The 26,721-nt window shown below is 45.4% G+C and carries 35 protein-coding genes; 17 read left to right on the top strand and 18 right to left on the bottom strand.

The window, feature by feature from the left end; genetic code table 11:
- Window positions 1–23 precede the first annotated feature (23 nt).
- Together DN92_RS03980 and DN92_RS03975 are read right to left on the bottom strand one after the other, a co-directional pair.
- The gene (locus DN92_RS03980; protein ID WP_173960040.1) at window positions 24–578 is read right to left on the bottom strand and encodes a DUF934 domain-containing protein; all 555 of its coding nucleotides are present in this window, start codon (window positions 576–578) and stop codon (window positions 24–26) included.
- 13 nt (window positions 579–591) lie between these two features.
- Entirely contained in the window at window positions 592–2,322 is a 1,731-nt protein-coding gene (locus tag DN92_RS03975; RefSeq protein WP_173960039.1) for a nitrite/sulfite reductase, read from the bottom strand.
- Window positions 2,323–2,486: 164 nt separating this feature from the next.
- Here DN92_RS03975 and DN92_RS03970 point away from each other — a divergent pair, with 164 nt between their 5' ends.
- Genes DN92_RS03970 through DN92_RS03960 form a run of 3 tightly spaced genes read left to right on the top strand, consistent with a single transcriptional unit; the run spans window position 2,487 to window position 3,601 of the window.
- Window positions 2,487–2,765, top strand: a complete 279-nt coding sequence (locus tag DN92_RS03970) for a type II toxin-antitoxin system RelE/ParE family toxin (RefSeq protein ID WP_173960038.1) — start codon at window positions 2,487–2,489, stop codon at window positions 2,763–2,765.
- Between the two features lie 12 nt (window positions 2,766–2,777).
- On the top strand, window positions 2,778–3,089 hold the full coding sequence (locus DN92_RS03965) for a HigA family addiction module antitoxin (protein ID WP_173960037.1): 312 nt from the start codon (window positions 2,778–2,780) through the stop codon (window positions 3,087–3,089).
- A gap of 56 nt (window positions 3,090–3,145) precedes the next feature.
- The gene (locus tag DN92_RS03960) at window positions 3,146–3,601 is read left to right on the top strand and encodes a helix-turn-helix domain-containing protein (protein WP_173960036.1); all 456 of its coding nucleotides are present in this window, start codon (window positions 3,146–3,148) and stop codon (window positions 3,599–3,601) included.
- Window positions 3,602–3,609: 8 nt separating this feature from the next.
- Here the strand turns inward: DN92_RS03960 and DN92_RS03955 are convergent, their stop codons facing one another.
- The 6 genes from DN92_RS03955 to DN92_RS03930 form a co-directional block, all read right to left on the bottom strand.
- On the bottom strand, window positions 3,610–3,975 hold the full coding sequence (locus DN92_RS03955) for a type II toxin-antitoxin system death-on-curing family toxin (protein ID WP_173960035.1): 366 nt from the start codon (window positions 3,973–3,975) through the stop codon (window positions 3,610–3,612).
- Complete coding sequence (locus DN92_RS03950; protein ID WP_173960034.1) at window positions 3,975–4,205, bottom strand: hypothetical protein; 231 nt, start codon at window positions 4,203–4,205, stop codon at window positions 3,975–3,977. The genes DN92_RS03955 and DN92_RS03950 overlap by 1 nt, the downstream gene beginning before the upstream one ends.
- An 83-nt stretch (window positions 4,206–4,288) precedes the next feature.
- Window positions 4,289–4,660: a hypothetical protein gene (locus DN92_RS03945; protein ID WP_173960033.1), complete on the bottom strand. Its 372-nt coding sequence runs from the start codon at window positions 4,658–4,660 to the stop codon at window positions 4,289–4,291.
- A gap of 27 nt (window positions 4,661–4,687) precedes the next feature.
- Window positions 4,688–4,915, bottom strand: a complete 228-nt coding sequence (locus DN92_RS03940; RefSeq protein WP_173960032.1) for a hypothetical protein — start codon at window positions 4,913–4,915, stop codon at window positions 4,688–4,690.
- Window positions 4,916–4,945: 30 nt separating this feature from the next.
- Window positions 4,946–5,848: an amidohydrolase family protein gene (locus DN92_RS03935; protein WP_173960031.1), complete on the bottom strand. Its 903-nt coding sequence runs from the start codon at window positions 5,846–5,848 to the stop codon at window positions 4,946–4,948.
- Window positions 5,849–5,877: 29 nt separating this feature from the next.
- Window positions 5,878–6,897, bottom strand: a complete 1,020-nt coding sequence (locus tag DN92_RS03930) for a Bug family tripartite tricarboxylate transporter substrate binding protein (RefSeq protein WP_173960030.1) — start codon at window positions 6,895–6,897, stop codon at window positions 5,878–5,880.
- Between the two features lie 117 nt (window positions 6,898–7,014).
- Between DN92_RS03930 and pcaD the strand changes: the two genes are divergently transcribed.
- The 4 genes from pcaD to DN92_RS03910 all read left to right on the top strand — a co-directional run bounded on the left by pcaD (window position 7,015) and on the right by DN92_RS03910 (window position 9,973).
- Window positions 7,015–7,830 (top strand): 3-oxoadipate enol-lactonase, encoded by an 816-nt coding sequence (pcaD, locus tag DN92_RS03925; RefSeq protein WP_173960029.1) that lies wholly within the window; start codon window positions 7,015–7,017, stop codon window positions 7,828–7,830.
- 27 nt (window positions 7,831–7,857) lie between these two features.
- Window positions 7,858–8,037 (top strand): hypothetical protein, encoded by a 180-nt coding sequence (locus DN92_RS03920; RefSeq protein ID WP_173960028.1) that lies wholly within the window; start codon window positions 7,858–7,860, stop codon window positions 8,035–8,037.
- Window positions 8,038–8,058: 21 nt separating this feature from the next.
- Entirely contained in the window at window positions 8,059–9,129 is a 1,071-nt protein-coding gene (locus DN92_RS03915; RefSeq protein WP_173960027.1) for an acyltransferase family protein, read from the top strand.
- A 250-nt stretch (window positions 9,130–9,379) separates the two neighbouring features.
- Complete coding sequence (locus DN92_RS03910; RefSeq protein WP_254598338.1) at window positions 9,380–9,973, top strand: NYN domain-containing protein; 594 nt, start codon at window positions 9,380–9,382, stop codon at window positions 9,971–9,973.
- Between the two features lie 6 nt (window positions 9,974–9,979).
- On the opposite strand, the gene yjgA is transcribed toward DN92_RS03910, so the two are convergent.
- Genes yjgA through DN92_RS03895 form a run of 3 tightly spaced genes read right to left on the bottom strand, consistent with a single transcriptional unit; the run spans window position 9,980 to window position 11,199 of the window.
- Window positions 9,980–10,507 carry a ribosome biogenesis factor YjgA gene (gene yjgA, locus DN92_RS03905; protein ID WP_173960025.1) on the bottom strand — a complete coding sequence of 176 codons (528 nt, stop codon included), beginning with the start codon at window positions 10,505–10,507 and terminating at the stop codon, window positions 9,980–9,982.
- Window positions 10,508–10,538: 31 nt separating this feature from the next.
- A complete protein-coding gene (locus tag DN92_RS03900; protein ID WP_173960024.1) occupies window positions 10,539–10,856 on the bottom strand; it encodes a helix-turn-helix domain-containing protein in 318 nt (105 codons plus the stop codon).
- 40 nt (window positions 10,857–10,896) lie between these two features.
- A complete protein-coding gene (locus DN92_RS03895; protein WP_173960023.1) occupies window positions 10,897–11,199 on the bottom strand; it encodes a type II toxin-antitoxin system RelE/ParE family toxin in 303 nt (100 codons plus the stop codon).
- A 117-nt stretch (window positions 11,200–11,316) separates the two neighbouring features.
- Here DN92_RS03895 and DN92_RS03890 point away from each other — a divergent pair, with 117 nt between their 5' ends.
- From DN92_RS03890 to DN92_RS03865, 6 genes are all read left to right on the top strand, one after another.
- Entirely contained in the window at window positions 11,317–12,942 is a 1,626-nt protein-coding gene (locus DN92_RS03890; protein WP_173960022.1) for a GMC family oxidoreductase, read from the top strand.
- The gene (locus DN92_RS03885; protein ID WP_173960021.1) at window positions 12,935–13,864 is read left to right on the top strand and encodes an EamA family transporter; all 930 of its coding nucleotides are present in this window, start codon (window positions 12,935–12,937) and stop codon (window positions 13,862–13,864) included. Before DN92_RS03890 ends, DN92_RS03885 begins: the two co-directional genes overlap by 8 nt.
- A 145-nt stretch (window positions 13,865–14,009) precedes the next feature.
- Window positions 14,010–15,194, top strand: coding sequence for an ABC transporter substrate-binding protein (locus DN92_RS03880; protein ID WP_173960020.1), 1,185 nt, complete (start codon window positions 14,010–14,012; stop codon window positions 15,192–15,194).
- Between the two features lie 140 nt (window positions 15,195–15,334).
- Entirely contained in the window at window positions 15,335–16,213 is an 879-nt protein-coding gene (locus DN92_RS03875; protein WP_173960019.1) for a branched-chain amino acid ABC transporter permease, read from the top strand.
- 2 nt (window positions 16,214–16,215) lie between these two features.
- Window positions 16,216–18,144, top strand: coding sequence for a branched-chain amino acid ABC transporter ATP-binding protein/permease (locus tag DN92_RS03870; protein WP_173960018.1), 1,929 nt, complete (start codon window positions 16,216–16,218; stop codon window positions 18,142–18,144).
- Between the two features lie 31 nt (window positions 18,145–18,175).
- On the top strand, window positions 18,176–18,904 hold the full coding sequence (locus DN92_RS03865) for an ABC transporter ATP-binding protein (RefSeq protein WP_173960017.1): 729 nt from the start codon (window positions 18,176–18,178) through the stop codon (window positions 18,902–18,904).
- A 92-nt stretch (window positions 18,905–18,996) separates the two neighbouring features.
- On the opposite strand, the gene DN92_RS03860 is transcribed toward DN92_RS03865, so the two are convergent.
- Entirely contained in the window at window positions 18,997–19,824 is an 828-nt protein-coding gene (locus DN92_RS03860; RefSeq protein ID WP_173960016.1) for a sulfite exporter TauE/SafE family protein, read from the bottom strand.
- Between the two features lie 63 nt (window positions 19,825–19,887).
- Between DN92_RS03860 and DN92_RS03855 the strand changes: the two genes are divergently transcribed.
- Window positions 19,888–20,763, top strand: a complete 876-nt coding sequence (locus DN92_RS03855) for an MBL fold metallo-hydrolase (protein ID WP_173960015.1) — start codon at window positions 19,888–19,890, stop codon at window positions 20,761–20,763.
- Window positions 20,764–20,778: 15 nt separating this feature from the next.
- Window positions 20,779–21,105 (top strand): ArsR/SmtB family transcription factor, encoded by a 327-nt coding sequence (locus DN92_RS03850; RefSeq protein ID WP_254598337.1) that lies wholly within the window; start codon window positions 20,779–20,781, stop codon window positions 21,103–21,105.
- 12 nt (window positions 21,106–21,117) lie between these two features.
- Here the strand turns inward: DN92_RS03850 and DN92_RS03845 are convergent, their stop codons facing one another.
- Genes DN92_RS03845 through DN92_RS03825 form a run of 5 tightly spaced genes read right to left on the bottom strand, consistent with a single transcriptional unit; the run spans window position 21,118 to window position 24,068 of the window.
- Entirely contained in the window at window positions 21,118–21,543 is a 426-nt protein-coding gene (locus DN92_RS03845; RefSeq protein WP_173960014.1) for a hypothetical protein, read from the bottom strand.
- The gene (locus tag DN92_RS03840) at window positions 21,540–22,364 is read right to left on the bottom strand and encodes an FAD:protein FMN transferase (protein ID WP_173960013.1); all 825 of its coding nucleotides are present in this window, start codon (window positions 22,362–22,364) and stop codon (window positions 21,540–21,542) included. Before DN92_RS03840 ends, DN92_RS03845 begins: the two co-directional genes overlap by 4 nt.
- The gene (locus DN92_RS03835; protein WP_173960012.1) at window positions 22,361–22,915 is read right to left on the bottom strand and encodes an FMN-binding protein; all 555 of its coding nucleotides are present in this window, start codon (window positions 22,913–22,915) and stop codon (window positions 22,361–22,363) included. The genes DN92_RS03840 and DN92_RS03835 overlap by 4 nt, the downstream gene beginning before the upstream one ends.
- Before the next feature lie 28 nt (window positions 22,916–22,943).
- A complete protein-coding gene (locus tag DN92_RS03830; RefSeq protein WP_173960011.1) occupies window positions 22,944–23,123 on the bottom strand; it encodes a hypothetical protein in 180 nt (59 codons plus the stop codon).
- A 30-nt stretch (window positions 23,124–23,153) separates the two neighbouring features.
- The gene (locus DN92_RS03825) at window positions 23,154–24,068 is read right to left on the bottom strand and encodes a DUF6662 family protein (protein WP_173960010.1); all 915 of its coding nucleotides are present in this window, start codon (window positions 24,066–24,068) and stop codon (window positions 23,154–23,156) included.
- Between the two features lie 111 nt (window positions 24,069–24,179).
- Between DN92_RS03825 and DN92_RS03820 the strand changes: the two genes are divergently transcribed.
- Window positions 24,180–24,422 carry a DUF3820 family protein gene (locus DN92_RS03820; protein WP_173961245.1) on the top strand — a complete coding sequence of 81 codons (243 nt, stop codon included), beginning with the start codon at window positions 24,180–24,182 and terminating at the stop codon, window positions 24,420–24,422.
- Window positions 24,423–24,426: 4 nt separating this feature from the next.
- On the opposite strand, the gene DN92_RS03815 is transcribed toward DN92_RS03820, so the two are convergent.
- Window positions 24,427–25,164 (bottom strand): DNA/RNA non-specific endonuclease, encoded by a 738-nt coding sequence (locus tag DN92_RS03815; RefSeq protein ID WP_217426048.1) that lies wholly within the window; start codon window positions 25,162–25,164, stop codon window positions 24,427–24,429.
- A gap of 517 nt (window positions 25,165–25,681) precedes the next feature.
- Between DN92_RS03815 and DN92_RS03810 the strand changes: the two genes are divergently transcribed.
- Entirely contained in the window at window positions 25,682–26,665 is a 984-nt protein-coding gene (locus DN92_RS03810) for a transglycosylase SLT domain-containing protein (RefSeq protein WP_173960009.1), read from the top strand.
- The last annotated feature ends 56 nt before the right edge of the window (window positions 26,666–26,721 follow it).

Below are 26,721 nucleotides of genomic sequence, written 5' to 3'. Positions count from 1 at the left end.
GATATCGGTTTTTATAGATCTACTTAAGCGCTTAAAGTAGTGCGTGTGGTTCTTAAACCGCGCCAGCTATTTTGAGTGGTGACTGTGTATAGAGTAAATTGTTTTAGCGCTACTTCTAGATTTTGATCGTGACGCAAAGCAAAGCTATCAAAGCCAACGCGAGCGCCTTGCAGGAGTTGGTCGATCAATACATCACCAATCGCACGGATCTCACCTTGCCAAGTAAAACGGTCGCGCAATAAAGCTGCAGTGCTAAAGCTACGACCATCTCTAAAGATGGGGAAATGGGCAGCCACTACTGGCCAGAGCGTTTTACCTTCTTCAATGAGTTCAGCATGCTTAAGGATGTCATCATCCGCGGCAAACCAAACACCAATCTCACCTTTGCTTACTCTGCTAATGATGTCCGCATTCTGGTGATGTGTGATCCACCAATGAAATGGCACCAGCACTTTATGCAATCCATGCTCTAGATCCGGAATGCCGCCTTCATCACCCTCACCATCCCACACCTGCCATTCATTGGAGATGAGGACTGGCTTGCCAGCCTTAGGAAAGTAAATAATCTGTTGATTCATAATCTTTCCCTGTTTAGGCTGAAGCACCCTTGGTGGATTCTTTAGAGTGCTTATCATTTTTATTTAATGCGTTCTTATAAGCAGCCTCTTTAAAAGGGGCAACACCTAGGCGGCGATAGGTCTCAATAAAGGGCTCATCGTTTGTACGTTGCTCGACATAGGTATTAATCAAGCTAGTCACGACGTCAGGAATTTCATTGGCGTAGAAGGAGGGGCCGATGACTTTACCAATGGAGGCATTATTACCCTGGTCTCCACCTAGGGTAATTTGATACCACTCTTCACCATCTTTATCCACGCCCAACACACCAATATTGCCAACGTGATGATGGCCGCAAGAATTAATGCATCCAGAAATATTCAAACTAATATCGCCTAAATCAAATAAGTAATCCAAGTCATCAAAGCGCTCTTGAATCGCTTTAGCAATGGGAAGTGACTTGGCATTGGCTAGTGAGCAAAAGTCGCCACCAGGGCAAGCGATGATGTCAGTGAGTAGTCCAATATTAGGGAGTGCCACATGTTGCTGCTTAGCCGCTTGCCAGAGCTCCAAGAGTTTGGATTGCTCTACATCGGCTAGCACTAAGTTTTGTTCATGGGTGACCCGCAGTTCCCCAAAGCTGTATTGATCAGCTAAATCGGCAATGGCATTCATCTGCGCGCTGGTGGCATCACCTGGGGCAACAGTGCCATGCGGCTTGAGTGACAAAATCACACTGGCATAGCCAGGTACTTGATGGGGTTTGACATTACGCTCTACCCACCGAGCAAAAGCTGCTCTCTCATTCTCTGGCGCTTCGGCAAGAATGGCTGCATCACTCACTGCAGTGAGCTTCTGATACGCCGGTTTTGTAAAGTGTTTAGCGACACGCTTCCACTCAGTTGATGTGAAATTGTCATTACTCTGTTTTGTTTCATTGTGAAGCTGCGCCCATTCACCTTCAACTTGACGTGCAAACTCTTCTGGACCTAAGGCTTTCACTAAAATCTTAATACGGGCTTTGTAGAGATTGTCTCTTCTTCCAAAGCGGTTATACACACGCAATAGTGCAGTTAAATAACTTGGCAGAACTTGCCATGGCAAGCCTTGTTTGATCAAGGAGCCCAGAATAGGAGTGCGACCCATACCGCCACCAGCGTAGATGTCTGCAGTCAATTCTCCTGCAGCATTTTTCTTGAGTTCAATGCCCACATCATGGCAAAGTAAAACCGTACGATCTTCTTTGGCGCCATTGATCGCGAACTTAAATTTGCGTGGCAAGTGTGCAAACTCGGGATGCAGGATTGACCACTGACGAAGTAGTTCACAAACTGGGCGAGGGTCAATGTATTCATCTGCAGCTACGCCGGCGAAGGCGTCACTGGTGATGTTCCGAATACAGTTGCCTGATGTCTGGATGGCATGCATCTCGACTTTGGCTAATTCAGCCAAGATGTCTGGGGTCTGCTCTAGCTCTACCCAGTTGAACTGAATATTCTGGCGGGTCGTAAAGTGACCATAGCCACGATCGTATTTATCGGCAATAAAGGCGAGCGTACGTAATTGCTTGGCACTCAATAAGCCGTAAGGAATAGCAACACGCAGCATGTAAGCATGGCGCTGATGGTAAAGACCATTTTGTAGACGAAGGGGGCGAAATTCTTCTTCGGCGAGGGTGCCATTGAGGCGTCGCTCAACCTGGTCTCGGAATTGGGTAACCCGTTGATCTACAAGAGTTTGGTCAATGTGGTCATATTTGTACATAGACCCCTATTGTCTGGGGCTATATCCATAACTACAAATACTTAAATATTGAATCTATATATCAATCTATATATATAGATTTGGTGTTTGTTTCAGATACATTTCGCAATAAAAGTAACAAAAGTTCCACATAACAGATTCTGTTTGATAGAATATAATGGCATATGATCTATTCGTTTTCATGCAAAGAAACTCAGGCACTTTTTCATAGCAAAACTTCACGAAAATTTAAGAGCTTTGAAAGGGTTGCAAGGCGTAAGTTACTGCAACTTCACGCAGTAACCAATTTATTGGACTTGCGTGTGCCGCCTGGTAATTTACTTGAAACTTTGCATGGGGATAGAGCAGGTCAACATAGTATTCGGATCAATGGCCAGTGGCGGATCTGTTTTATTTGGCAGGTTGATGGCGTGCATGAAGTGGAGATTGTGGATTATCACTAAGGCAAGATAAAAATGAAGACAACGACAAAATTACTTGATGAAATTCACCCAGGAGAAATCCTTTTAGAGGACTTTATGAGGCCAATGGGGATTACTGCGCGCCAGTTATCGGCTGACATTGATGTTTCTCCTAGTCGTATCAGCGATATTGTTCATGGAAATCGACCCATTACTGCTGATACTGCAATACGTCTAGGCCTATTTTTTGGGATGGATCCCAAGTTCTGGTTAAACCTGCAGATGGAATATGACATGCGAGTTGCAAAACGCATGTTGCAAAAAGAAATTGAGCCGCGTATACGTGTTTTTCAAATGGCGGCCTAGGGAACTTATGCGGTTCCCAGTTCAAACTTAGATCCTGATAATTGAGAGAACTTGTTATGTATCGGTTAGCCCTAGGTCAACAGATTCGTGCACAAAGGAAGGCTTTGGGTGTTCGGATTAAATCTGCTGCAAGGGCATCAGGAATATCTCTCTTTACTTTGATGCGCATTGAAAGAGGCGCTAATTCGGCTGCCATAAATTCTTACATTAAGCTTTGTAAAGCATTGGCTCTAGATTTGAATATTTTGAAGCCGCTGGGTCTGCCAATCCCTAAAATAGAAAAGGATGCGGTTGAATTCAATAGTGATGGAGCGCATATTAGGATTCGAGACTATCCACAGTTAAGAAGTTTGTCATGGCAACTTAATCACGACATACTCTTAACTGATAAAGAGGCGATAGGGATTTATGAGCGGAACAGGCGCTTTCTCGAGATCCATGAGATTGATGAGCAAGAGAGGTTGTTAATGCAACGGCTCATTGATGAGCATGAAATGGAACAGTTGCTTTGAAATTTTGTTTATTTGCAGATAGTTCGGAGCCATGCATCAACTTGGTCGAACTTTAGCTCCTGCACTTTGAACATATGCATTATTTGACGGTAGGCTTCTGTCGAATCGGTATTGAGTCTCTTATTGTTGATGCGCAAAAAAGTATCCATTGCAGCAAACGCAATTCTTTTATTGCCATCAATAAAGGGGTGATTAACGATGAGACTTTCAAACAATGCTGCTGCTTGAGAGATGACATCTGGGTAGTAGCCTGATTGAGGGCGCATTAGTGCTGCCTCAAGTCCTGCTTTGTCTCTTAAGCCTGGTGATCCGCCAAAACGATTAATCAAGACACCGTGCATCAGCAGGATGTCTTGCATGGTAATAAAGAGCATTACTTGGCAAGCTCTTTGTATAGATCCTCAAACTCATGCAGACTTTGTGCAAAGCTGGTCATTACCTGGCGATCGGGGGTAGACACCCCCTTTTTATTTAAAAAATCACGGAATGCTTCATCCAAAACCGCATGAAACTTTTTCCCCTCGATATCAGCAATCTGATGCAAGGTATTGAGTATCTCGGGATTTGCTTGAGATGAAAATTTGCTTAATAAAATGGTGCCCATAGACTTGTTCCGGTAGTTTTCACTATTTTTCTTGAAATTTCATGAAAAATCAAGAAATTATTGAAAATAGCATTAACTGGGTCTTAAAACTGAACTTCTCTGTAATGACGATACAAATTAGCAATCGATGCAAAGCCCAGAACCACGATCAGAACTGCAAACAGATACTCTAAGGTGAGGTAAGTAAAAAGACCTGTTTGAATAGCGATAGCTGCGGCAACAAAGGCGGCAATTGCTCCGAATACCACGAGCTTGAAATTGGGTATAAAAGCGCCAAGGGTAATTGCCACAAAGAGCAAAATCAGATCCGAAACTAACTGATCTGCAATCATAAAAATACTATTCGTCAGCTCTGGATTGGTTATTTTCCCCAGGACTGCCAACATCAAAATGCTGGCAAGTACCGCAAAGTTCAGTTTCGCTTTATTGAAAAGAGTTTTAAATTGATCATTCACGGCAGGCAGTCTTTGTTGGTGAGATATTTAGGAATTAGCACTACCGCTAAATACGAGGCTGATACCAATCCACAAAATGATAAAAGCAACCAAAATGGTAAAACCAATCTTCTTGAGGAAATACTCTAAGGTATCCATATAGGCCTCATCATTGCGGCCAAAATATTGATCAAAACGCTTCCAGACCAAACGGCCAATGACCAGTGGAAGCAGCATGGCAACAATGCCGAAAATAATAGTAAGCGTGTTGTCCATGGGGTTGGTATTCTTTCTTGCGAATGTCTATTAAGCGCCGGTGAAGGCTGGATAGTCATATAGCATACAGGGATTGTCACAGAGAATCGCTTTTCTGAGACCTGCATCCCTTACCCAAGATCCAAACAGATCACAGAGATCAGCATCGTGCGGCATTTGCTTTTTGACCATCACATGAGGCCAATCGCTACCCCAGATTAATCGCTGACTATTGGCCTGAATCACCGCATCATTGAACACGCGCATATCGTCATAGGGAAGGTCTCCATCACCAATACGATAGGGCCCCGTCATTTTGACCCAGGCTCGGTGATTTTTGAGTAACTCCAGTAGACCCTGAAAGCCTTTGTCATTCACACCATGTTTTACATGGGAGTAGCCAAAGTGACCAAAAACTAAATCTACCGGAAAGTCTGCAAAGAGGTTTGCGAGATTGGGGTATTCATTAACATGGGCTAGTAGCTCTAAATGCCAACCAAAAGGCTGAATGCGTTTGGCTAGGGCTGTTAATTGGGCAATCGGTAAGCCAGCAGATTTGTCAGCAACATCAACGACATTGCAGCGAATGCCACGAACACCAGCAAGATGCATCGTCTCTAGTTCCGCATCGGAGATCTTAGGATCAATGACGGCAACTCCACGAAACTTCTGGGGGTTGGAGGCGAGTGCAGCAAGCATGGCTCGATTATCTGTTCCATAGACGCTGGGCTGAACTAAAACACCACGATCAATACCTAGCATCTTCAACAAAGATTCGTATTGAGTCAGCGTTGCATCGGGTGGCGTATAGATTCGTTCATTGCTATAGGGAAATTCGAGAGCCGGCCCACACACGTGGGCATGGCAATCTACCGAGCCCGCAGGAAACACAATCTGAGGTGATCGAATTTCTGGATCTGGGGCTTGGCAGAGTGGTGCTGAGTTGGAGTTCAAGTGATTGAGATCTCGTTAGTGTGGCTTGATTACTGCGGTTCGATGTTCGCGTCTTTAGCAATCTTCTGATACTTAGCCATTTCTTCGCGCACAAATTTACTAAATTCTGGCGGGCTCATTGGCGTGGCTTTAATCCCTTTGCTTTCATAGGCTGCTTTTACTTCAGGATTTTGCATGGCCAGATTAATGTCTTGATTAATCTTTTTCACAATCGCTGGTGGTGTGCCGGCAGGAGCCCAGACACCAAACCACAGACCAATCTCAAAAGTGGGATAGCCTAGTTCTGCGATGCTGGGGATCTCGGGTACTGCGGGATTGCGTGCTTTGCTGGTAACGCCGAGTGCACGAACTTTGCCGCCCTTGAGTTGTCCAATGGCCGTATCTAAAGGCGCCATATAAAACGCGGTTCTGCCAGCCATCGTATCTGCAATCGCCTCTGGAGAGCCTTTGTATGGAACATGAATGAGTTTGATGCCCATCATTTGATTAAAGTACTCAGCAGCAAGGTGGGTGGAGCTTCCAACGCCGGCAGATGCGAAGGTAATTTCACCGGGCTTAGATTTACTGGCGATCACCAAATCTCGAATAGATTGGTAAGGACCATCTGCAGAGGTAATTAATACATAAGGGGTTTGCCCAAGGATGTCGACATCAATCAAGCTCTTCAAGGGGTCATAAGGCAATTTCTTATAGATGGCAGGATTAGCTGCGTAAGAAGCTGATTGCACCAAGAGGGTGTAACCATCGGCTTCAGAGCTCACGACCGCGCCAGTACCAATCAGGCCACCAGCACCAGGGCGATTTTCAATAATGACAGATTGCTTCCAGGTTTCCGAAAGGTTCTTTGCAACGATCCTGCCGGCGATATCAGCCCCAGATCCAACTGTCAGGGGTACGATCATCTTCACAGTTCGGTTGGGATAGCTCTGCGCACTAACATGAGCGGAGCTTAGGCTCATAGTAAGACCAACAGTCAGTCCTAAGCTGAGGAATAAGCTCCGTACGAGATTCTGTTGGCTTGAGCGTGGGGATGGTAATGTCTTTTGCATCATGTCTCCTTAGAGTTTTTATAGTTTCGTTGGATAATCTACCATGCTCCTTTCAAGATCTCCATGATCAAGATAGGAAATATAAAAATTGCTATTTCAGCCAGAAAGTAGAGACATATGAGCCAAACACTAGAAAAACAGATCATTAAGGTCAATGGCATCGATATTGCCTATCGATTTGATGGTACTAGTGATGGTCACGTCGTATTCATGGCCAATAGCTTGATGTCTGATTGCAGCATGTGGGATTGGAATGTACCGGCCTTGGCTGACCGCTACCGTGTACTACGTTTTGATAAGCGTGGACATGGCGACTCCGAGACAACTCCCGCCCCCTACACCATTCCTCAATTGGCCGATGACGCAGTTGCGCTATTGGATGCACTCAAGATCGATAAAGTCCACTTTGTTGGCTTATCCATGGGCGGCATGATTGGACAGCAATTAGGCGCCCGTTATCCCGAGCGTATTTACTCTTTGTCCCTCTGTGACACTGCCAGCGAAATGCCGCCGCGTAGTCTATGGGAAGAGCGCTTTGATATTGCCCGCAAGGAGGGAACTGCTGGACTGGTGGACGGCACGATCAAGCGCTGGTTTACCGCCCCATTTATAGCCCGTGCCCCTCAAGATATTACCAAGGTCCGCGAGATGATTTTGAAGACTGGCGTTGAGGGTTACCTCGGTTGCGCTAGCGCAGTCAGAGATATGGCGCAAACCACCATGCTATTGAAGATCAAGGCACCCACGCTCATTTTGACTGGTCGTCAAGATCCAGCCTGTACAGTGGATCAAGCTATCGTGCTCAATCGCATGATTGATGGATCAAAATTAGTCATACTAGAAGATGCAGCGCATTTATCCAATATTGAGCAGCCCGCAGTATTTAATCGCACTGTCCGTGACTTTATTGATTCAGTCGATAACGCGTTATAGGCAACAAACTTAAGTGAGTACCGCCCCATGTCCATGAAAAAAACCGATCTCTATAAAAACCTCGCTCTGACAACTGCGCAGCGTTTGAAAAATTCTGCCAAGACACCGAAACCCGGTGCTGCAGACGATATTGCCAAAACAAAGAAGGATCTCGCTAGCAGTAATCCCATGCTTGCCTCTTTGATGGGCAAGACAAAAGCGAAGTAATCGCTATTACCGCTAGAACTGTTGAAGCAAGCTAATTCATTATTTTTCATAGACCTTCTCAAGGTCTTTGCGGCACTACTCATCATTCTTCATCACTTGTCCAATTATGGGCAGTTGGCTCTTGATGCGCGTGCTGCACTACCTGGTTTGATGGCCTGGTTGTTTGAGTATGGCCGCTATGCAGTGCAAATCTTTTTGGTAATGGCAGGCTACTTAGCCGCCCAGTCACTGACCCGTTTCGCGAATGCAAAATTGAATGGCCGAAACTTATTACGAGTGATCATCAATCGCTACCTCCGTTTGTTTGCGCCTTATATTACCGCTTTAATTTTTACAATATTTTGCGCTTGGATTGCACGCTTTTGGGTGAGCGATGAATTTGTTGGCGAGCAAGAAACGTTGGGCCAACTGATCGCCCATCTATTCTTCTTGCAAGGTATCTTGGGGCTCGACTCTATTTCTGCAGGTGCTTGGTATGTTGCCATTGACTGGCAGCTCTATTCAGTACTGGCCATCTTGCTGGTCTCTTTTTCTTCTTATCAGGCGCTGATTTGGTTTATCAGTATTGTTGCGGTGAGCTCGTTACTGTATTTCAATCGCTCTGCCCAGTTCGAGGCCTACTTTATTTACTTTATTGGTGCTTATAGTCTCGGCGTTTTGGCTTATCTCGCAAGAAACTTTGCCAATAAAAAAATTCAGATCTTAGCTAAGGCCTCACTCATCGGTATTGGGGTAATTATTCTGATATCGACTTGGCAAGCAGTTTGGTTACGCAATTATTTGGCCTGGTTTGTAGCCTTGCTCTTATTCGTATGGGGCAACATGAGCTATCCAGTGACTTCTCGCTCTAAGCTAAAAGCCGGAGCGCTGTGCGCTATTGCCTGGGCTAGCCCACGCTCTTACTGCGCATTCTTGATTCACTTTGCTTTTATCTTGCTAGCAAACACGCTATATATTGCTTCGGGATTACAAGCTTACCAAAGTGGCTGGATTGCCATTGGCTTCATGTTCGGGGTGCTAGTCTGCAGCATCATTACTGCCAACTATTTATATCGCTGGGTAGAGCTACCCTCAATGAGATTAAAGATTTAGACGAATTCTTTTGCATTGGTGATATGAAAACCATTTGACGAATGCGTGAATTTATCTATCTTTATAAAAAGTGTATAGTATTGATACGACTCACCCTTTAACCGTTTAATCTAATTAATCTAATTGAATGCTTTTTGGGCGACAAACCACCTTCGGGTGGTTTTGTCTTTTCTGGGATAGAAGAATTATCAAAACTATTGTCTATATTGATGGATACAACCTGTATTACGGCTTGCTGAGAAAATCTAACATGAAGTGGCTCGATATCGTTAAGCTGTTTTCGGAATGCATATTAGATAAAAATGCAGAGCTAGCTCAGGTACGCTATTACACAGCCCCCGTTCTCGGAAGAATGTCAGATGATCCGATGTCAACCCAGAGACAGCGGATATACCTTCAGGCTCTAAGAAAAATTCACCCACATAATTTGGAAATTATTCAAGGAAAAATTTTGGCTACTACGCCTTACCAAAGATTGGTCAAGCCAATTTCAGAGGCTCCTGAATTAAAAATAGTTCAGGTATACGACTTTAATGAAAAGAAGACAGATGTTAACTTAGCATCAGACTTAATTACGGGTGCTTGGACAGCCGCATATGAGCAGGCTGTAATTTGTAGTAATGATTCTGATCTTGAGGGTGCCTTAGCGGTAGTGAAGAAGCATCATCCTCAATTGCGCATTGGCATAGTTGCACCAATTCAAAGTGAAGACCATCGACATATTTCGGGTGACTTAACAAAGTACTCTGATTGGAGAAAGATTCTGAATCTTTCGCATATCGCCGCTGCGCAGCTGCCACTTAGGATCCCGAACTCAAAAATTCAAAAGCCTGATTCTTGGTAAATGAGCTTAAATTCCCATATCTTTTAAAACGCGAAAGATTTCACGATAAGCCTTAGGTGGCTTATTGGTTTCTTTTTCTTTGCGGGCATTACGAATCAGCGTACGCATATTCTGAATATCCATATCAGGGTATTGCTCAATCATCTTGGTGAAGGTTTCATCATTCGCAATCAGTCGATCGCGATAGGACTCAAGATGGTGGAGTTTGGCAGTCTCTGCTTTGCTAACCCCTTGGATAGCATCCAAACGCTTCTGAATCGCATCGAGCTCTTCTTCATCTAAAAAGCGCATGAGTTTTCCAAGATATTGCTTGTGACGCCGAATCGCTTCAAAACTTTTGATTTTGTTGGTTTCCGCAATAGCCGCTTTAATGGCCTCATCCATAGGGATGGTCTTCAAAGCATCGCTACTGAGCGCTGCCAGAACCTCAGCCAGTTTCTGGCGCTCGGTCATCAGACGCTTTAACTCTGACTTGCTGGGACCTTCATCCAGATCAACTTTCTTGGGGGTCCGGTTCTTTTCATTGACGTGCATGGGGTTATTTTAGACGGGTATTGGACTTTCACTATTCTTTATTAATTTTCTGTTTTAGCAATTTCAGATCGGCGCTAGAAAATAACTGATTTCTTCCAATGATTGATGTGGGCTTTAATCTGCCAGCCTGTACATATCTACGTAAGGTAGTTAGCGAGATCTCTAAAAATTCTGCGGCCTCTTCCGCCGAAAAGGTGGCATTTCTTAGGTGTCCAAATACTTGCTCATGGTTATAGTCATTATCTTGGAAGGCATTTATCGCAATTAAAGAGAAAAATTTAATACGTTCTTTTGAGGGCATTTTTTGCACATGAGCAAAAAGATCCTCCGCGGTCATGTATTGAGTCATATAGAAACCTTACTTTCTGTATTGAAGTGGCTTGAAATTGTCATTTGAATTGAATGGATTTTTTTAATCGCGTATAAAAATTTTCATGAGGCCCAATTTGACAAAATTTAATCCAGGTTATTTTTGTTGTTTCAGTAAAATGATCACACTGATACGCCATCAAATACTCTTGTGTTTTAAAGCGAAACTTATAAACGAATACCCCCTGAAGATCCCCCAGCTTTTGTTGACCTATCTTAGGGTTATTGCAAACTTCAGCGACCCTGATTTCAATTACTAACTGCAGAGGCTTAGAAGCCTTTTTTACAAACTGGACAAAGGCTTTTTTAAAGGTAGTTCTCATGATCTAATATTAGATCAATTTTGATTCTATATCAAATCAACAAAAGTAACAATTAATACCCGATTTTTTGTATTGGTAAATAATAGGATCAAACTAGGACTGCCTAATACCAAGACCATGACTCCAACAAACACCTACGACTACATCATCATCGGCGCCGGTAGCGCGGGCTGCATGTTGGCTAAGCGTCTAACGGAGAATCCCGCTAAACGGGTGCTCTTAATTGAGGCTGGCAAGAACGACAATTACATCTGGATACATGTACCAGTTGGGTATTTGTATTGCATTGATAATCCCCGCGCAGATTGGCGCTTCAAGACAGCTGCCGAACCGGGTCTGAACGGCCGTTCATTGTTGTACCCGCGCGGTAGGGTTTTGGGTGGCTGCTCATCTATTAACGGCATGATTTATATGCGGGGCCAAGAGGGTGATTACGCCTCTTGGGTCAAGGCAACGGGTGATGACTCTTGGTCTTGGCAAAACGCATTGCGTCGGTACAAATCATTTGAGGATTACCACGGGGCCGCTAATCAGTGGCACGGTAAAGGCGGTGAGTGGACTGTTTCTAAGCAGCGCTTGCGTTGGCCCATCATGGATATCTTTAGAGAGGCTGCAGTAGAGGCGGGTATTCCGGCATCGGATGACTTTAACCAAGGCGATAACTTTGGGGTGGGTTACTTTGATGTTAGCCAGCGTAAGGGCTGGCGTCTCAACACCTCCAAAGCATTTTTACGTGATGCTGCTAAACGAGCTAATCTCACGGTTATTACGGAGGCAATGGTCAATAAATTACTGATCGATCCAAACTCTAAAAATTGTTACGGCGTGCAATATGTCCAAGACGGCAAGACAACTGAAGTTCTCTGCAATATCGCTAATCAGGGCGAAGTCATTTTGAGTGCAGGTGCCATTGGTAGTGTGCAGATTTTGGAGCGCTCGGGTATTGGCTCTGCAGTGCTTCTCAACAAGCTGGGTATTCCCGTGATGGCAGACTTGCCAGGCGTCGGCGAGAACTTGCAAGACCATTTGCAATTGCGCATGATTTATAAAGTGAATGGTATTCAGACTCTGAATACAAAAGCAAATTCATGGCTGGGTAAATTGATGATTGGTATTGAGTATGTGTTTAAGCGCTCTGGACCGATGTCGATGGCGCCTTCTCAACTGGGCGCGTTTGCCTATAGTTCTCCTGATCAGCCTTCAGCAAATGTGGAATATCACGTGCAGCCTTTATCGCTTGAAAAGTTTGGTGAAGATTTACATTCATTTAATGCGATCACCGCAAGCGTGTGTAACTTGCGGCCAACATCACGCGGTAGTGTACACATTCAATCACTTGATCCTGAAGTGCCGCCAGTGATTGCACCAAATTATTTATCTACCGATGATGATCGCAAGGTTGCTGCTGACTCATTACGTCTCACGCGCAAGATTGTGGAAAGTCCCGCACTGAAACCCTATGCACCTGATGAATACAAACCAGGCAGGCAATATCAAAGCGATGAAGAATTGATTAAAGCAGCAGGTGATATTGGGACAACGATTTTTCATCCAGTAGGCACTTGTAAGATGGGTTGTGACGATGATCCGATGGCAGTGCTTGACTCTCAATTACGGGTGAGGGGTATTCATCATCTCAGAGTGGTAGATGCTTCTGCAATGCCAACGATTACCTCCGGTAATACGGCAGCGCCTACGATGATGATTGCGCAACGCGCCGCTGAATTGCTCACTGGTGAGTAGTCCGCAAACGCACAGTAGTTCGCCGTCTTATTCTGGACTCCCACCGAGTCACTTGCTATTAGCGCTTGCCATTGTTGCCGTGTGGGGCACCAACTTTGTAGTAATTAAGATTTCGCTAGAGAGTTTTCCTCCATTTTTATTCGCTGCACTGCGATATATATTTGCTTTATTGCCGCTGGTATTTTTTATCCCAAAACCTAAAGTCTCTTGGGTTAATTTGTGCATCTATGGTTTGGCAACTGGAGTAGGGCAGTTTGGCGTCATGTATTTCGCTATCGATGGGCGCATCTCTCCCGGCTTAGCCTCTTTGGTCATTCAGACGCAGGTATTTTTTACGATTGGCTTTGCGATGTTCTTCGCCAGAGAGGGATTGAGGCTATATCAGGCAGTCGCCGTAGCTGTAGCCATGACCGGCTTAGTGATTATTGCGCTGCACACGGATGCCACCACCACCTTTTTCGGTCTGGCCTTAGTAGTCTTTGCCGGCCTCTCTTGGGGGATCGCCAATACGGTGAGTCGCCAAGCTGGATCCATCAATATGCTGTCCTATGTCGTTTGGGCTAGCGCATTTTCTATTCCACCCCTCTTGATCGTTGCGCTCATTTTTGAAGGTGGCGCCAGCCATTTATGGGATGTCACTTTGGCGGCGCCATTGGGAGCTTGGATTGGGGTTCTTTGGCAATCTTGGGGCAATACCTTGTTTGGTTACGCTGCCTGGGGTTGGCTCTTGTCAAAACACCCTGCCGCAGTGGTGGCACCCGCACCCTTGCTAGTACCCATTTTTGGAATGGGGGCATCTGCGTTCTTCTTAGATGAATCTCTCCCGGGCTGGAAGATGATGGCAGCCGGCTTGGTTATTGCTGGTTTGATGATCAATCTTTTCTGGCCAAGCTTACGCGAGCAAATGCGTCGGTTTTTTTAAAAGGACTTTAAGCACCAAAGGCTAATGTAAAACCCTAATACAAAACCCATTTTTTGCTCTCGAATTGACTGTAATATAACTATTCGTTTTAAGTTTTATCAAAAAAAGAATTTATTTAATTAGCACTTTTAGTCATGGAGACTTTATGAATATTCGTCGTCACATTTTTGCAGTAGCCGCTACTGCAATGTTATCCACCGGCGCTTACGCAGCCGATATCAAAGTGGGCGTTATTGGCCCGTTCACCGGAGGCTCAGCTTCAATGGGCGTGAGCATGCGTGATGGTGTTCGTTTAGCTGCTAAAGAAATTAACGCTGCTGGCGGCATTGATGGCAACAAGATTGTTTTAGTTGAGCGCGATGATGAAGCTAAGAATGAGCGTGGCGTACAAATCGCCCAAGAATTGATTAATAACGAAAAAGTGGCTGCTACTTTGGGTTACATCAATACTGGCGTGGCTTTGGCCTCACAGCGTTTTTTCCAAGAAGCCAAGATTCCAGTTATTAATAACGTTGCAACCGGTACTTTGATTACTAAGCAATTTCCAAATGCTGCTGAGAACTACGTATTCCGTACTTCTGCTGCCGACAACATTCAAGCTCCGATGATCGCTAAAGAAGCGGTTGAGAAGCGAGGCTTGAAGAACGTCGCAATTTTGGCTGACTCCACTAACTATGGTCAGTTGGGTCGTGAGGACTTGGAAAAAGCCCTAAAGGCTTATGGCGTAACTCCAGTTGCTGTTGAGAAGTTCAACTTGGGTGACGTAGATATGACCTCACAGTTGCTCAGAGCCAAGAATGCTGGTGCGGAAGTCGTGTTGACCTACGCAATTGGACCTGAGTTGGCACAAATTGCCAACGGTATGTCTAAATTAGGCTGGAAAAAGCCAATGATTGGTAGCTGGACACTGTCCATGGCTAGCTTCATTGATACCGCTGGTAAGAATGGTAACGGCGCAACGATGCCAGAGACTTTCATTCAGAGCCCTGCGACTACTCCAAAGCGCAAGGCCTTCATTGATGCTTACCTCAAAGACTTTAAGCCAAAGAATGGCGTAATTGCTTCTCCAGTGTCAGCAGCACAAGGCTACGACTCTGTATACCTCCTAGCCGCTGCAATCAAGCAAGCTAAGGGTACAGAAGGACCGAAGATTTTGGCAGCATTGCAAGATCTGAAAACCCCGGTTGATGGCGTTGTGATGACTTATAACAAGCCATTTACATCAGCTGATCACGAGGCTATCAAAGCTAAAGATGTGGTGATGGGTGTAGTTGAGAACGGCCGCGTTGAGTTCTTGAACGCTGAGGATGCTACAGCGAAGAAGAAGTAATTCTTCTGAAGGGTGACTGCGGATTTTCCGCAGTGCAGCATTTAGACAGTATTAAAGCAAAACGCCGCCCACAAAGCGGCGTTTTGCTTACAATAGCGGATCGTTCATAAAACAGTTTTAGAATTTTTTAGGTCTACATCATGGAAATGTTTGCACAAATCCTCTCCAGCGGTATAGCAGTAGGCATGATCTATGCGGTCATTGCTTTCGGCTTTCAGCTGACTTTTGCCACTTCTGGCACTTTGAACTTCGGTCAAGGCGAGGCATTAATGTTGGGGGCCTTAGTTGGTCTTACCTGCGTTGACTTATTCGGTATGAATTACTGGTTAATGATTCCAGTAGTGTGCATATTCGGAATGGTACAAGGCGGATTTGTTGAATTGGTTGGAGTTCGTCCTGCTATCAAAATTAAATCTGAGTTCGGTTGGATCATGTCCACTATCGCGCTGGGAATTATTTTCAAAAACGTGGCAGAAAACATTTGGGGTCGTGATGCGTTGCCATTCCCATCACCATTGCCGATGGAGCCTATGGCCTTTTTAGGCGCTAACATTTTGCCAATGGAAATCTTGGTAGTCGTTGGTGCGTTGGTCATGATGTTGCTCGTAGAATTTTTTAACCGTAAAACCATTTACGGTAAGGCAGTAGTAGCAACGGCGAATGACCGTGATGCTGCTGGCCTCATGGGTATTAACACCAGCATGGTAATTACCTTCTCCTATGCACTGTCTTCCTTAACAGCAGCCTTTGCTGGCGTGTTAATTGCGCCATTGACATTGACTGGCGCTGCCATGGGCGGTGCATTAGGTTTGAAAGCATTTGCGGTTGCCATTATTGGCGGTCTCTCCAGCGGTATGGGAATCATTGTGGGTGGTTTGATTCTCGGAATTGTGGAGACAGCCACAGGCTTCTATATTTCTACTGGCTATAAAGATGTACCAGGCTTGATCTTGCTCTTGTTAGTGCTTGCATTTAAGCCGTCTGGTCTCTTTGGTAAAACTGCAATTAAGAAAGTTTAATAATGAAATCGAAGTCTCTATTACCTCTATTAATTGCGATTGTTGGCTTGTTTAGCCTGCCTTTCTTTATTACCAATCCGTATTACATTCACTTAGTTGAAACTATTCTGATTTACACCATCCTCTTGTATGGTTTAGACATTGTGGTGGGTTATGTTGGTCAAGTCTCTCTGGGGCATGCAGCGCTATTCGGAATTGGTTCCTACACTGCCGGCGTCTTGTTCTTCCACTTTGGTTTACCAATTTGGGTGACTTTGCCAGCGTCGATTGTGGTGACATCAATCTTTGGTGGAATTCTGGCGTTACCAGCCCTGAAGGTGATTGGGCCTTATTTGGCCATGGTGACCTTAGCGTTTGGAACCATTACCCAGATCTTGATCAATGAGATGACTTGGCTTACCGAAGGTCCTTTGGGAATCAAAATTCCGAAGCCGGATCTGATGGGTGTGCCCATGTCCAAGGCCGAATTTTTCTGGTTAGTCTGTATTGTTTTGATTCTTGCCATGATTGTGGTGGACCGCTTCGTTAAATCACAAATGGGCCGTGCTTTTGAAGCCTTACGCGATAGCCCGGTAGCTTGTGACTGTATGGGTGTTTCCGTCTATCGCTACAAAGTAATCGCTTTTGTGATCAGCGCCGGCTTTGCTGGTTTGGCAGGTTGCTTGTACGCTTATTCTGAGCAATACATCTCTCCAAATACCTATAACAATGAATTAGCGGTTCTGTTCTTGTTGGCGGTGATTATGGGCGGTCGTAAATCTCGCTTGGGTTCTATATTGGGAGCGGCAATCATTGTTCTCCTGCCTAAGCTTCTTGACGATATCAATTTGTTCCGTATTGTTGCAACAACGATTGCGGTTGTGGTTGCAGTAGGTGCAGCTATGGCCCTGGCCAAGAAAGTCACCACACCAAAACGCGTGATGGTGCCCTTAGCCGGTGTGATTGGTTTAGCTGTGTTTTCATTCTGGTTAGACAGAATCTCCGATTGGCGCTTAAGTATTTTCGGCTTCATGATTTTGTTAGTGGTGTACTACTTGCAAAACGGTATCGTTGGTTTTGCGAAGAGCTTCTACCAATCGATCGCCGGCAAGACCGTCACTACTCGTGGTGAAAAAGCGGATGAGATTGATGATTCAGTCAGCTTCATTAGCACCGTGAAGAATCAAAACACCGGTGATGAGATATTGAAGGTAGATTCTGTCTTAATGCAGTTTGGTGGTCTCAAGGCATTGAACAACGTCGATCTCAGCATTAAGCGTGGAACCATTCATGGTCTGATTGGCCCTAACGGCTCCGGTAAGAGCACGATGATGAACGTGTTGACTGGCATTTACATACCTACGGCCGGTAACGTGTTGTACGCTGGTGAGAGCGTGGTTGGTAAGACATCTTCTGATATCGCTTTGTCAGGTATTGCACGTACATTCCAAAACGTACAGCTCTTCGGTGAAATGACTGCGATCCAGAACATTCTGGTTGGCCTACATCACACCTTTAAGTCCAACATGGTGGAGATTGCATTGAATCTGCCGCGTTACAAAAAGGAATCACAAGAAGCGTACGCGCGCGCAATGGCCTTGCTGAAGTTTGTTGGTTTAGAGGACTTTGCCAATGAAGAGGCGCGTAACTTGCCGTACGGTAAGCAGCGTTCCTTAGAAATTGCTCGTGCCTTGGCGCTCGATCCAGAGTTGCTCCTGTTGGATGAGCCAGCTGCTGGCTTGACTGCACCTGACATCAAAGAACTCTTACGTATTATTCGTAAGATCCGCGATAGCGGTATTACCTTCATCCTGATTGAGCATCACATGGATGTGGTCATGTCAGTGTGCGATACCGTTTCTGTATTGGACTTCGGTCAGAAGATTGCAGAAGGTAAACCAGCTGAAGTTCAGGCAGACGAGAAGGTGATTCATGCCTACTTGGGTACTTAATCACTAGAACTATATTGAATCGGTAAATACCATGTTATCTATTAAGAATCTTGAAGCAGGCTACGGCAAAGTTAAAGTTCTGCACGGCATCAACATTGATGTTCCTAAAGGGCAGGTCATTACTTTGATCGGGTCAAACGGCGCTGGTAAAACAACCACCATGCGTGCGATCACAGGCATGATTAAGCCTACTGGTGGTGAAGTCACTTTGGGCGGCGAAAAAATTGATGGTTACGACTCTCATAAAATCGCCCGTCTCGGTTTGGCCCACAGTCCGGAAGGTCGCCGTGTATTTACGACGATGTCCGTTAATGACAACCTCTTATTGGGGGCTTTTCCACGTTTTACGGGTAGCCGACCAAAGGGTGACATTAAGAGTGATTTAGAGCGTTCATTAGAAATGTTCCCGCGCTTGAAAGAGCGCCGCAATCAGTTAGCAGGTACTTTATCTGGCGGTGAGCAGCAGATGTTGGCAATGGCCCGTGCAGTGATGTTAAATCCGGAGATTATTCTTTTGGATGAGCCATCAATGGGCCTCGCGCCAATCTTGGTTGAGGAAGTATTTAAGATTATTTCTAATCTCAAAGCGCAAGGCGTGACCATGTTGTTGGTCGAGCAGTTTGCAGCAGCCGCCTTAAAGGTTGCTGACTACGGCTATGTACTTGAGAACGGCAAGATTGCCACTCATGGACCGGCAGACAAGTTGCTGCATGATCCAGCGGTGAAGGCGGCTTACTTGGGTGGTGCTGGTGGTCACTAAGCTTTAGCAGCAGCATGTTTATGAAAAAGCCCTCATTTGAGGGCTTTTCCTTTTACAGCATCATTGCGGTACTTTAGGTAGTTAAAAGGTAGTTAATAGGTAGTTAAAAGTAATACACCTTTAATGAGTAGTCCAATGGAAATTACTAGAGCGAAGACAGAAAAAATTAGTTGAGTAAGTGGACCACTCAATTTTTTTCCTAAGAGTAAACCCATTAGTAAGCCGCCTAATGCAGCAATTGCAAACGGCGCAGCAACCGACACATTGAGACCCCCGCGCACTGCTGAGAAAATCGCACCACCACCGGTAATGATGGCGAGTACACCAAGCGAGGTTGCGACAATAGATTTGACTGGTAAGTCTGTATAACGCTTGAGCGCTGGCACGATGATGAAGCCACCACCAACACCAAGTAAGCCAGATAAAAAGCCTGCGAGACCGCCTGCAAACATGAGGGCGCGTGCGCAAGGTACGGTCCATTGGAGCTTGCCGATACTGGGGTTCATGAGGCAGGGTGGAGGTTGCCTGCTTTCCTCAGGGATGCCTTTGATGGCATTACGAGCCTGACTTAGCAGGCGAATGGCTACGAATAGCAATATGAAGCTAAATGCAATCTGTAAGGGGGCATTGGGTATCTTGGGTGCAAGCCAAAGTCCTATTGGGGACAGCGCTAAACCAAAGATCGCCATGAAACCAGCCGCCTTGTAGCGCAAGATCCCGTCTTTCAGGCCTAGGACTGCACCAATGCTAGAAGCTAGGGCAACGGCACAAAGAGCGATCGGGGCCGCCTCTGCGATAGGAAAGCCTAGGAAGAAAACCAGCAGTGGTACTGACAAAATCCCACCACCGGCTCCTGTGAGGCCCATGAGTAAACCCACCAGAATTCCTAATGCGGGGCTAATAAGGGTTGAGTAGTCCATTGCAGTTTATTTTAGATTAATATAGTATATAAATATATATATTATTTATTTAGGTGAAAGTCTATGTTAAATTTAAAACCAGAAGCGCTGATTAAGGACTTCTATGATCCAGAAACTGGGACCTACACCTATGTTGTTTATGAGGCGGATGGCAGCCCTTGCGTCATCATTGATTCAGTACTAAATTACGACCCTAAATCTGGCAGAACAAATACGACATCAGCAAATGAAGTTATTGCCTTTATTCAGGCGCACCAACTAGAGACAGTCTGGATTTTAGAGACGCATGCCCACGCAGATCATTTAACGGCAGCCCCTTATCTACAAAGTCACTTGGGCGGCAAGTTGGTGATTGGGGATCACATCACGATTGTGCAGGCTGTATTCAAGGGCATTTTCAATCTGGATGAACGTTTTCAGGCTAATGGTGCGCAATTTGACCATTTACTGAAAGAGGGTGAGTCTCTCCCATTTGGCAAACTCTCATTAAAAGCGCTCTTTGTGCCTGGCCATACTCCCGCATGTATGGCTTATGAAATCGGTGATGCTATTTTTGTAGGCGATACATTATTTATGCCCGATGTTGGCGCCGCCCGATGTGACTTTCCGGGTGGAAGTGCTAAAAATCTTTATCACTCTATCCAAAAGATCTTGTCCTATCCGGCGCAGACCAAACTGTATTTATGTCATGACTACCCACCAAATAATCGACCTGCTGCATGTATGACAACGGTTGCGGATCAGAAGGCTAGCAATATTCATGTGCATGATGGTGTTAGCGAAGCGCAGTTTGTTCAGATGCGTACTGCACGAGATCAAACGCTAGAGATGCCCGTACTCATTTTGCCCGCTATTCAGGTCAATATTCGTGCTGGCCACTTTCCTGAGCCAGAGAGCAATGGGATGTCTTATTTAAAGATCCCATTAAACACGCTCTGATGCGCTATGACAGCAATGAAAACGATGAATATGCCGATTTCTAAATCGGAGTTAAAGAAGATGCAATCCTCAGCAGAGGATGCCTGCAAGCTCATGAAGGTCTTATCCAATCGGGATCGCATGATGCTCTTATGTGAAATTGGTCAGGCAGAAAAATGCGTCGGCGAGCTGGAGCTTGCACTTGATCTCCATCAGCCAACCCTCTCACAGCAGCTGACTGTCTTACGTAAAGAGAAGTTGGTCAAAACACGTAGAGAGGGAAAGCAAATCTACTATTCCTTATCAAGCCAGGTAGTCGTGTCTGTAATAAGTTTGCTGTACAAGCACTACTGCAAGAAATGAAATTTTTTCTATTTATGGCTGGGTTTTTGGAGAATACACTCCATGCAGTAAAAAGATGGCAAAGAATACAAGCCCGATTAACCAGTGCGTGAGCACTACCGACTCTCGTAACTCCGCAGGACCGTAATACAGCAGGGCGCCAGTGATGATCAGTGTGATCAAAAATCCCAACTGACTCAATCCACTAAGCAATTTTCTCTTGGACTTGAGGCCCGCCTTCAGGTGAAAGGGTAGTATCGACCCTAAGGCAATACTGGCCAGCATAGCGGCCACTCCATGCCATGCTAATACGGCATGTGTCCCCAGGAAGGTGCGTTGGATCTGAAATTCATGGCCTAATAAATAGGCTGTGCCCGTAAGAGAGCAACAGAACATACCAATGAGGACAAAATATCTTTGCCATGGGGGCATCTTGCCTAGACGACTGGTATTTTTCATACTGTAAGGGTGCTTGGGATGTTGATTGCTTGGGCGCAGAAGTGGGCCAAGCAAGGGTGATGGATGTTTCCAGAAAGGCATACTACTTTTGTTAGGGCATCTGCATAAACACATTGATCTGCAATCACTGAGTAAGAATCAGAAAATTCAATATGCTCACGATTGATGGGGTTTACTAGATAACTAGGGGATGCCCTGTCCCGTTTAGCAAAGTAAAGACTACTGGTGGCAATGGCACCTTCGCGCAGATTCCCCAAGTAAATCACCTCGTGAGGATGATCTGGATTCCTCACTTGGATATCTTGCGCCTTATTTCCGAATACCCTAATATCGCCTCCCGCATTGACTGATCCTGATAGAGCGCCGGCATACTGGAGTGCATTGACAGCCAGATCCACAGCAAATCCCTTGGCAATTCCTCCAAGATCAAGGCATAGTGGGAGATCAGATCGCACTAAAGTGGGCTCTAAAAATTTGAGATGCTCAATACCTCCAAAGTAGTCTGCTGCATCAAGATTGCGAGGCAGAAGCCCACTATCTACTAAGCAGTGCCCAATTCCGCAATTAAAAAGTCCCCCCGAAAGCAGGTTCATCTCTTGAGCAATCATGAGCACCTTGGCTGTCCATGGATGAATACGAACAGCTTCCAGATGAGAGCGTGTATTGATTTGAGTGAGTTCGCTATTGGGATGATGGAAGTCCATTAAAGCTTGGACTTCTTCAATAGCTAAAAATGCATTCTCAATCGCATTTGAAAAGCGCCCTTCATCTGGGGTGGATATTTCTACAAAGGTTCCCAGTAGGGGCTTGCAGCGCATCATTTGGATTTACTAGCCTGATATTGATTTTTCAGGGCTATCTCATACAAAACAGCAACTCTTTTTACCCCATCAGTAAGATGCTTACAAGAGAGGGTAGCGCCTCCAATATTCTGAATATCTTTATTGAGCTTGATTGGGTCTGCTGCTGTTTTGCCGATGAACTGATTGCGCCATTGGACTTCGGCAACTTCGTAGCCATAGGATTCCACATAGTCTAGTATTTCAACACCAGTAACAGCGCCTGTTGGGCTCAGTGCTACAGCATAGGTAATCATTTCATGTTTACCTACTACTTCATCCACAATGAACCAGCCGCCATCCGATGTTTTCCAGATGCGATCCCCTTGAAAAGGGTGTCGAATACTGGAAGCGGAGCGCATCCGGTCTTGTAGGTCATCGGTAATGATGATGGGATTTTTCGTAAGTGATTTATTGGGATAGAGTACTTTCTGGGCTTGCTCTACAGAGACGTATATCTTTGCCTGTGCAACCATAGGGGCTAATGCAGTTGCCAAGCCGATGATGATGAAGGGGTTTGGATTCCAGTACATAAGATCTAATTTTTTAGGTAATTAATATTTAAGTAGAACGTAGTTCGTTTGCCTGAAGGCAGAGGGCTTCAATCTCAGAGTTGCCATCTTGAAGATTGGATAAGGCTTCAAATACCATCAAAGCCCTTTTCCTCGCAGTGCTGCAATGCGATGACTGAAATTCAATCAAATGTATCAATGCTGCTGTTAATAAATTTTGTGTTCCCATAATTGCTCCTGAGTTAATGGTGTAGAGGTTTTAGTTCAGTGGAAAGCCAACTTTGACGATGAATTCATTCACGGAGTGACTATCCCAAACGCGCGCATTGGAACACTCCGCTTCGCCTCCACCCATGCAGTTGCCGCCCTTCAATTGATAGCGCCATGCACCGGTGACCCACCAGTCTTTTGCGGCGTAGTGCATGTTCGGCCCTACAAAAGTGGCGCGCTGTACTTGATTGCGTAAATTCAACTCGGAATAATCGTTATGGAAGCGCGCCTCTACACCAGCAGACCATTTGGGTGCGAATCGATAGCTAGCGCCGACAAGAAAATCGAGCATAGACTCTGGCACATTGCCATTCTCAATAAATTTCAGACGTTCATTCGCAACGACTACGTTCCCAGCCAAGATCAACTTGTCGTCAATAAAGTTGGACTGCAGTAATAGGCGTGCTGCAATCTCGTTCTTATTTTTTCCAATAGTTGGCTCGAAATAGAGTCCTACTCCGACTGGTGAGGTGACTGGGTTTGTAATTCGATAAATTGCCTCTAGTGACCCACCTTCAATCCCGCTCTTTCGATAAGGGGTTGCAGGATCATGACTAGATGGCACTCCATAGCCACCAGTACAGCTAGCGCTATCGCCACAAGCTTCCGGATTGGTGTAGTTCTGACTTGCGCTGGTGTAGTAGGAGTTGATATAGCCGGCGATTTGTAAATTATTGGTGAGGCCATACTCAAGCTCTGTTCGAGCGGTCCAAGCATCGTAAGTTCCAGCAGATTGCAGCTGATTAAGTTGTAGGCGCTGCTCAAACTCGAGCTTCCCTTTGGGTTGGAGATCCAGGGTGTAAATCCAGCCAAAGGCGCCTTCACCTGCGTTGGCAAATGAGAAATGGAGGGCTGTGGCTAATAAGACGGCAAATAAGGTGATTCGTTTGATGGTCATTTTCATGTTGATGTGGGTCAGGTTGATAAAAGTTATTGAGAATGATTCTCAATATACAGTAAATGAGAATCGTTATCAATTGAGAAAATGACCACTTAGCTTGTAAGATCAATGCTTATGAATTCAGAAGCGCTAGAGAAACTCGTGAATATGAAGATGCCGTTTGGTAAGCACGCTGGTCGAGCTTTGGCCGACCTGCCTGGCAATTATTTGGCGTGGTTTGCTCGTGAAGGATTTCCTAAGGGGGAGCTTGGTGAGTTGTTGGAGTTAATGCACACCTTAGATCACAACGGCTTACGAGGTTTGTTGGCGCCCATTCAGCGGGCGCATGGGATTGCTGCTCGTACTCACGAGCATTAGGTGCTCACTGAGCTCGCGCACTAGCCCTGTTATCAATGAGATCTACCGGCAGATGGAAGTCGACACCTGTCTTTTGCACTAGCTCTTGATAAGAAATAGGCGGATTCATTTGCGCCTCATCAGTATTTTCTACCCAGTAGGCCCAGGCGATCTTTTTGCTAGGGTCGTAGACTAGTTTGTATAGATGGCTTGGAACAGTCACTTTGCTTTTCCCAATACTGCCCGCCTGGCCAACGGATCCGGTAAAGACAAAAATATCTCCCTGCGCACGTTTAATGTACATCCTAGTAGGCTCTTCAACCCGCTTGGCCCAGATACCTTGATTATTTTGTCTAGCTTGCGGCATCATGTTCGCTAGAGAGAAGGATTGGGCCATCCCTCGCTCACGCGTCATATCTCCAGCCGGAACGTTATGCCCGCGGTCAAAGCCGCTACCTCGATAGTCCGCTAGCAGGGAGCGCTCATGAAAAGGGAGTCTAGCCTCCTCGTAAAAACGGTTAGTCCGACGGGGATGGGGCGCCTGAAACTGCTCAGCATTTAATTTCTCGACGGTGTAAATCGGTTTTTTATCGATAGGTGAGTAGTAGATGGCGAAATCATCAAAGCAAAGGTCGCGTCCAACTTGATGCGTACTGGGAATTTGTTGATTTGGAAACTGATCTTTGCATTGATCAAAAAGAGCAGATGCGCTCAGAGGGAACCAGAGCGCGCCTACAAGTAGAAGTTTGGCTAGCGATTGCATTGCAACTGAGTGTAATGAGTGCCGCCAAGAGAAGGTCTAAGTTGAGCTTTTCATTGAGTTGAGTTAACCCTAGGGCTAGTGCCTACGAAGATTTAAAGATGTTTTGCTCAATTCTTTGATGTCATTGCGAAGGGAGTATTTGAGTGCTCTGTAGATGGAGATGATGGTTGCAATAACACTACCAGTAGAAAAATGAGTCATGCCAAATACTAGATGTATGGGTTGGAGCCTTCCTTTGGGGCTCCAAAATAGTAAAAAAGTCTACTTTTCACCTCTTTTTTATTATATGAAATAAGTCCTCACTAACTTCTATAAGTTACTGAAATTAAACGATTTATTATCAATTTAAGGAAGTAATATGAAGATCGAGGGTATTTCAAGACCTATAAGTTATCGAAATGGCTTTCTATATTCTTGACTTGATATAAGAACCTTCTTAGGATGACTCATGTTTTTTACTTATTGCAGTGCAACATAAATCAGCAGTATGGTTTTTTGAGGCGCTGCAAGACCATGAATGATTAAAAGTTTTTCTACTACTTTGAGTGACATGCAACTAGTGCAGCCGGCAACAGCTGGCGCTAAGGCCTTGTTAGCTCATGCACTTTCCCCTGTCTATCGGGTGTTGAACGGTTTATTGATCATGACAGTATTCATGATCGTTGGGCTGTGGCTTTCGGGTAATGGTACTCAAGCCGGCGCCTTTGATTTAGCCCGTATCTTGGTTCCAGACGAGGCCCGTGTCATGGTTTGGCAAAATGGTTTTGGGATGCTCGATCAGTATCAAGAGGAAACCCCAAGGGCGCTAGCTGACAAAGAAATCGCCACTGTGATCTATGGCAAGGCCTCTGCCACTCCAGGTGTCGGCTTGATGAGCGCAAAGCAGCAGACCGTTGCCCTCTTGATGCCTTCTGTAGCTAAAGCACAGGTAAGACCGATTTCACATTTATCGGACCGCATCCCGACCTCAAAGATTGACCCTCAGGCCCTTGATTCAAAACTGATGGTGTCCATTCAAAATCAACGTGCCGTCGCTGACTTCTTTGAGAAGAAGTACAAGCTCGATCGCGCCAAGATTGAGGAATATGTTTCCAATACCGTATTGATCGCTAAAGAAGTCAATATTGACCCTGTGTTGTTGCTCGCGGTAATTTCCGTGGAATCGAACTTCAACCCCCTAATAAAAAGCCATGCCGGTGCAGAAGGCTTGATGCAAGTAATGACCTCGATTCACAAAGATAAGTACGCTTTGTATGGTGGTGAGACGGATGCAGTGAAGCCTGAGGTCAACATCCGGGTGGGCGCGTACATCCTGAAGTATTTAATTGCTACTACTGGTTCACTGCGCTCCGGTTTGAAATACTACGTCGGTGCTGCTAATGCTGAAAACGACGGCGGCTACGCCGATAAGGTCATGGCTGAGAGAAATCGTTTAATTAGCCTCTGTCAGCCGACAGCCCCAAGTAAGCTCACCTTGAATGGCAAAGCCTTACGTTCTTAATTTTTTAATTTTGCCGTAAGAAAAATAAAGGCCACTGAGTTCAATTGAACTGAGTG

The sequence above is a fragment of the Polynucleobacter arcticus genome (genome assembly GCF_013307205.1).
Lineage (GTDB): Bacteria > Pseudomonadota > Gammaproteobacteria > Burkholderiales > Burkholderiaceae > Polynucleobacter > Polynucleobacter arcticus.
The sequence above is the reverse complement of the archived record's forward strand: the minus strand, read 5'-3'. Positions and strand labels throughout refer to the sequence as shown.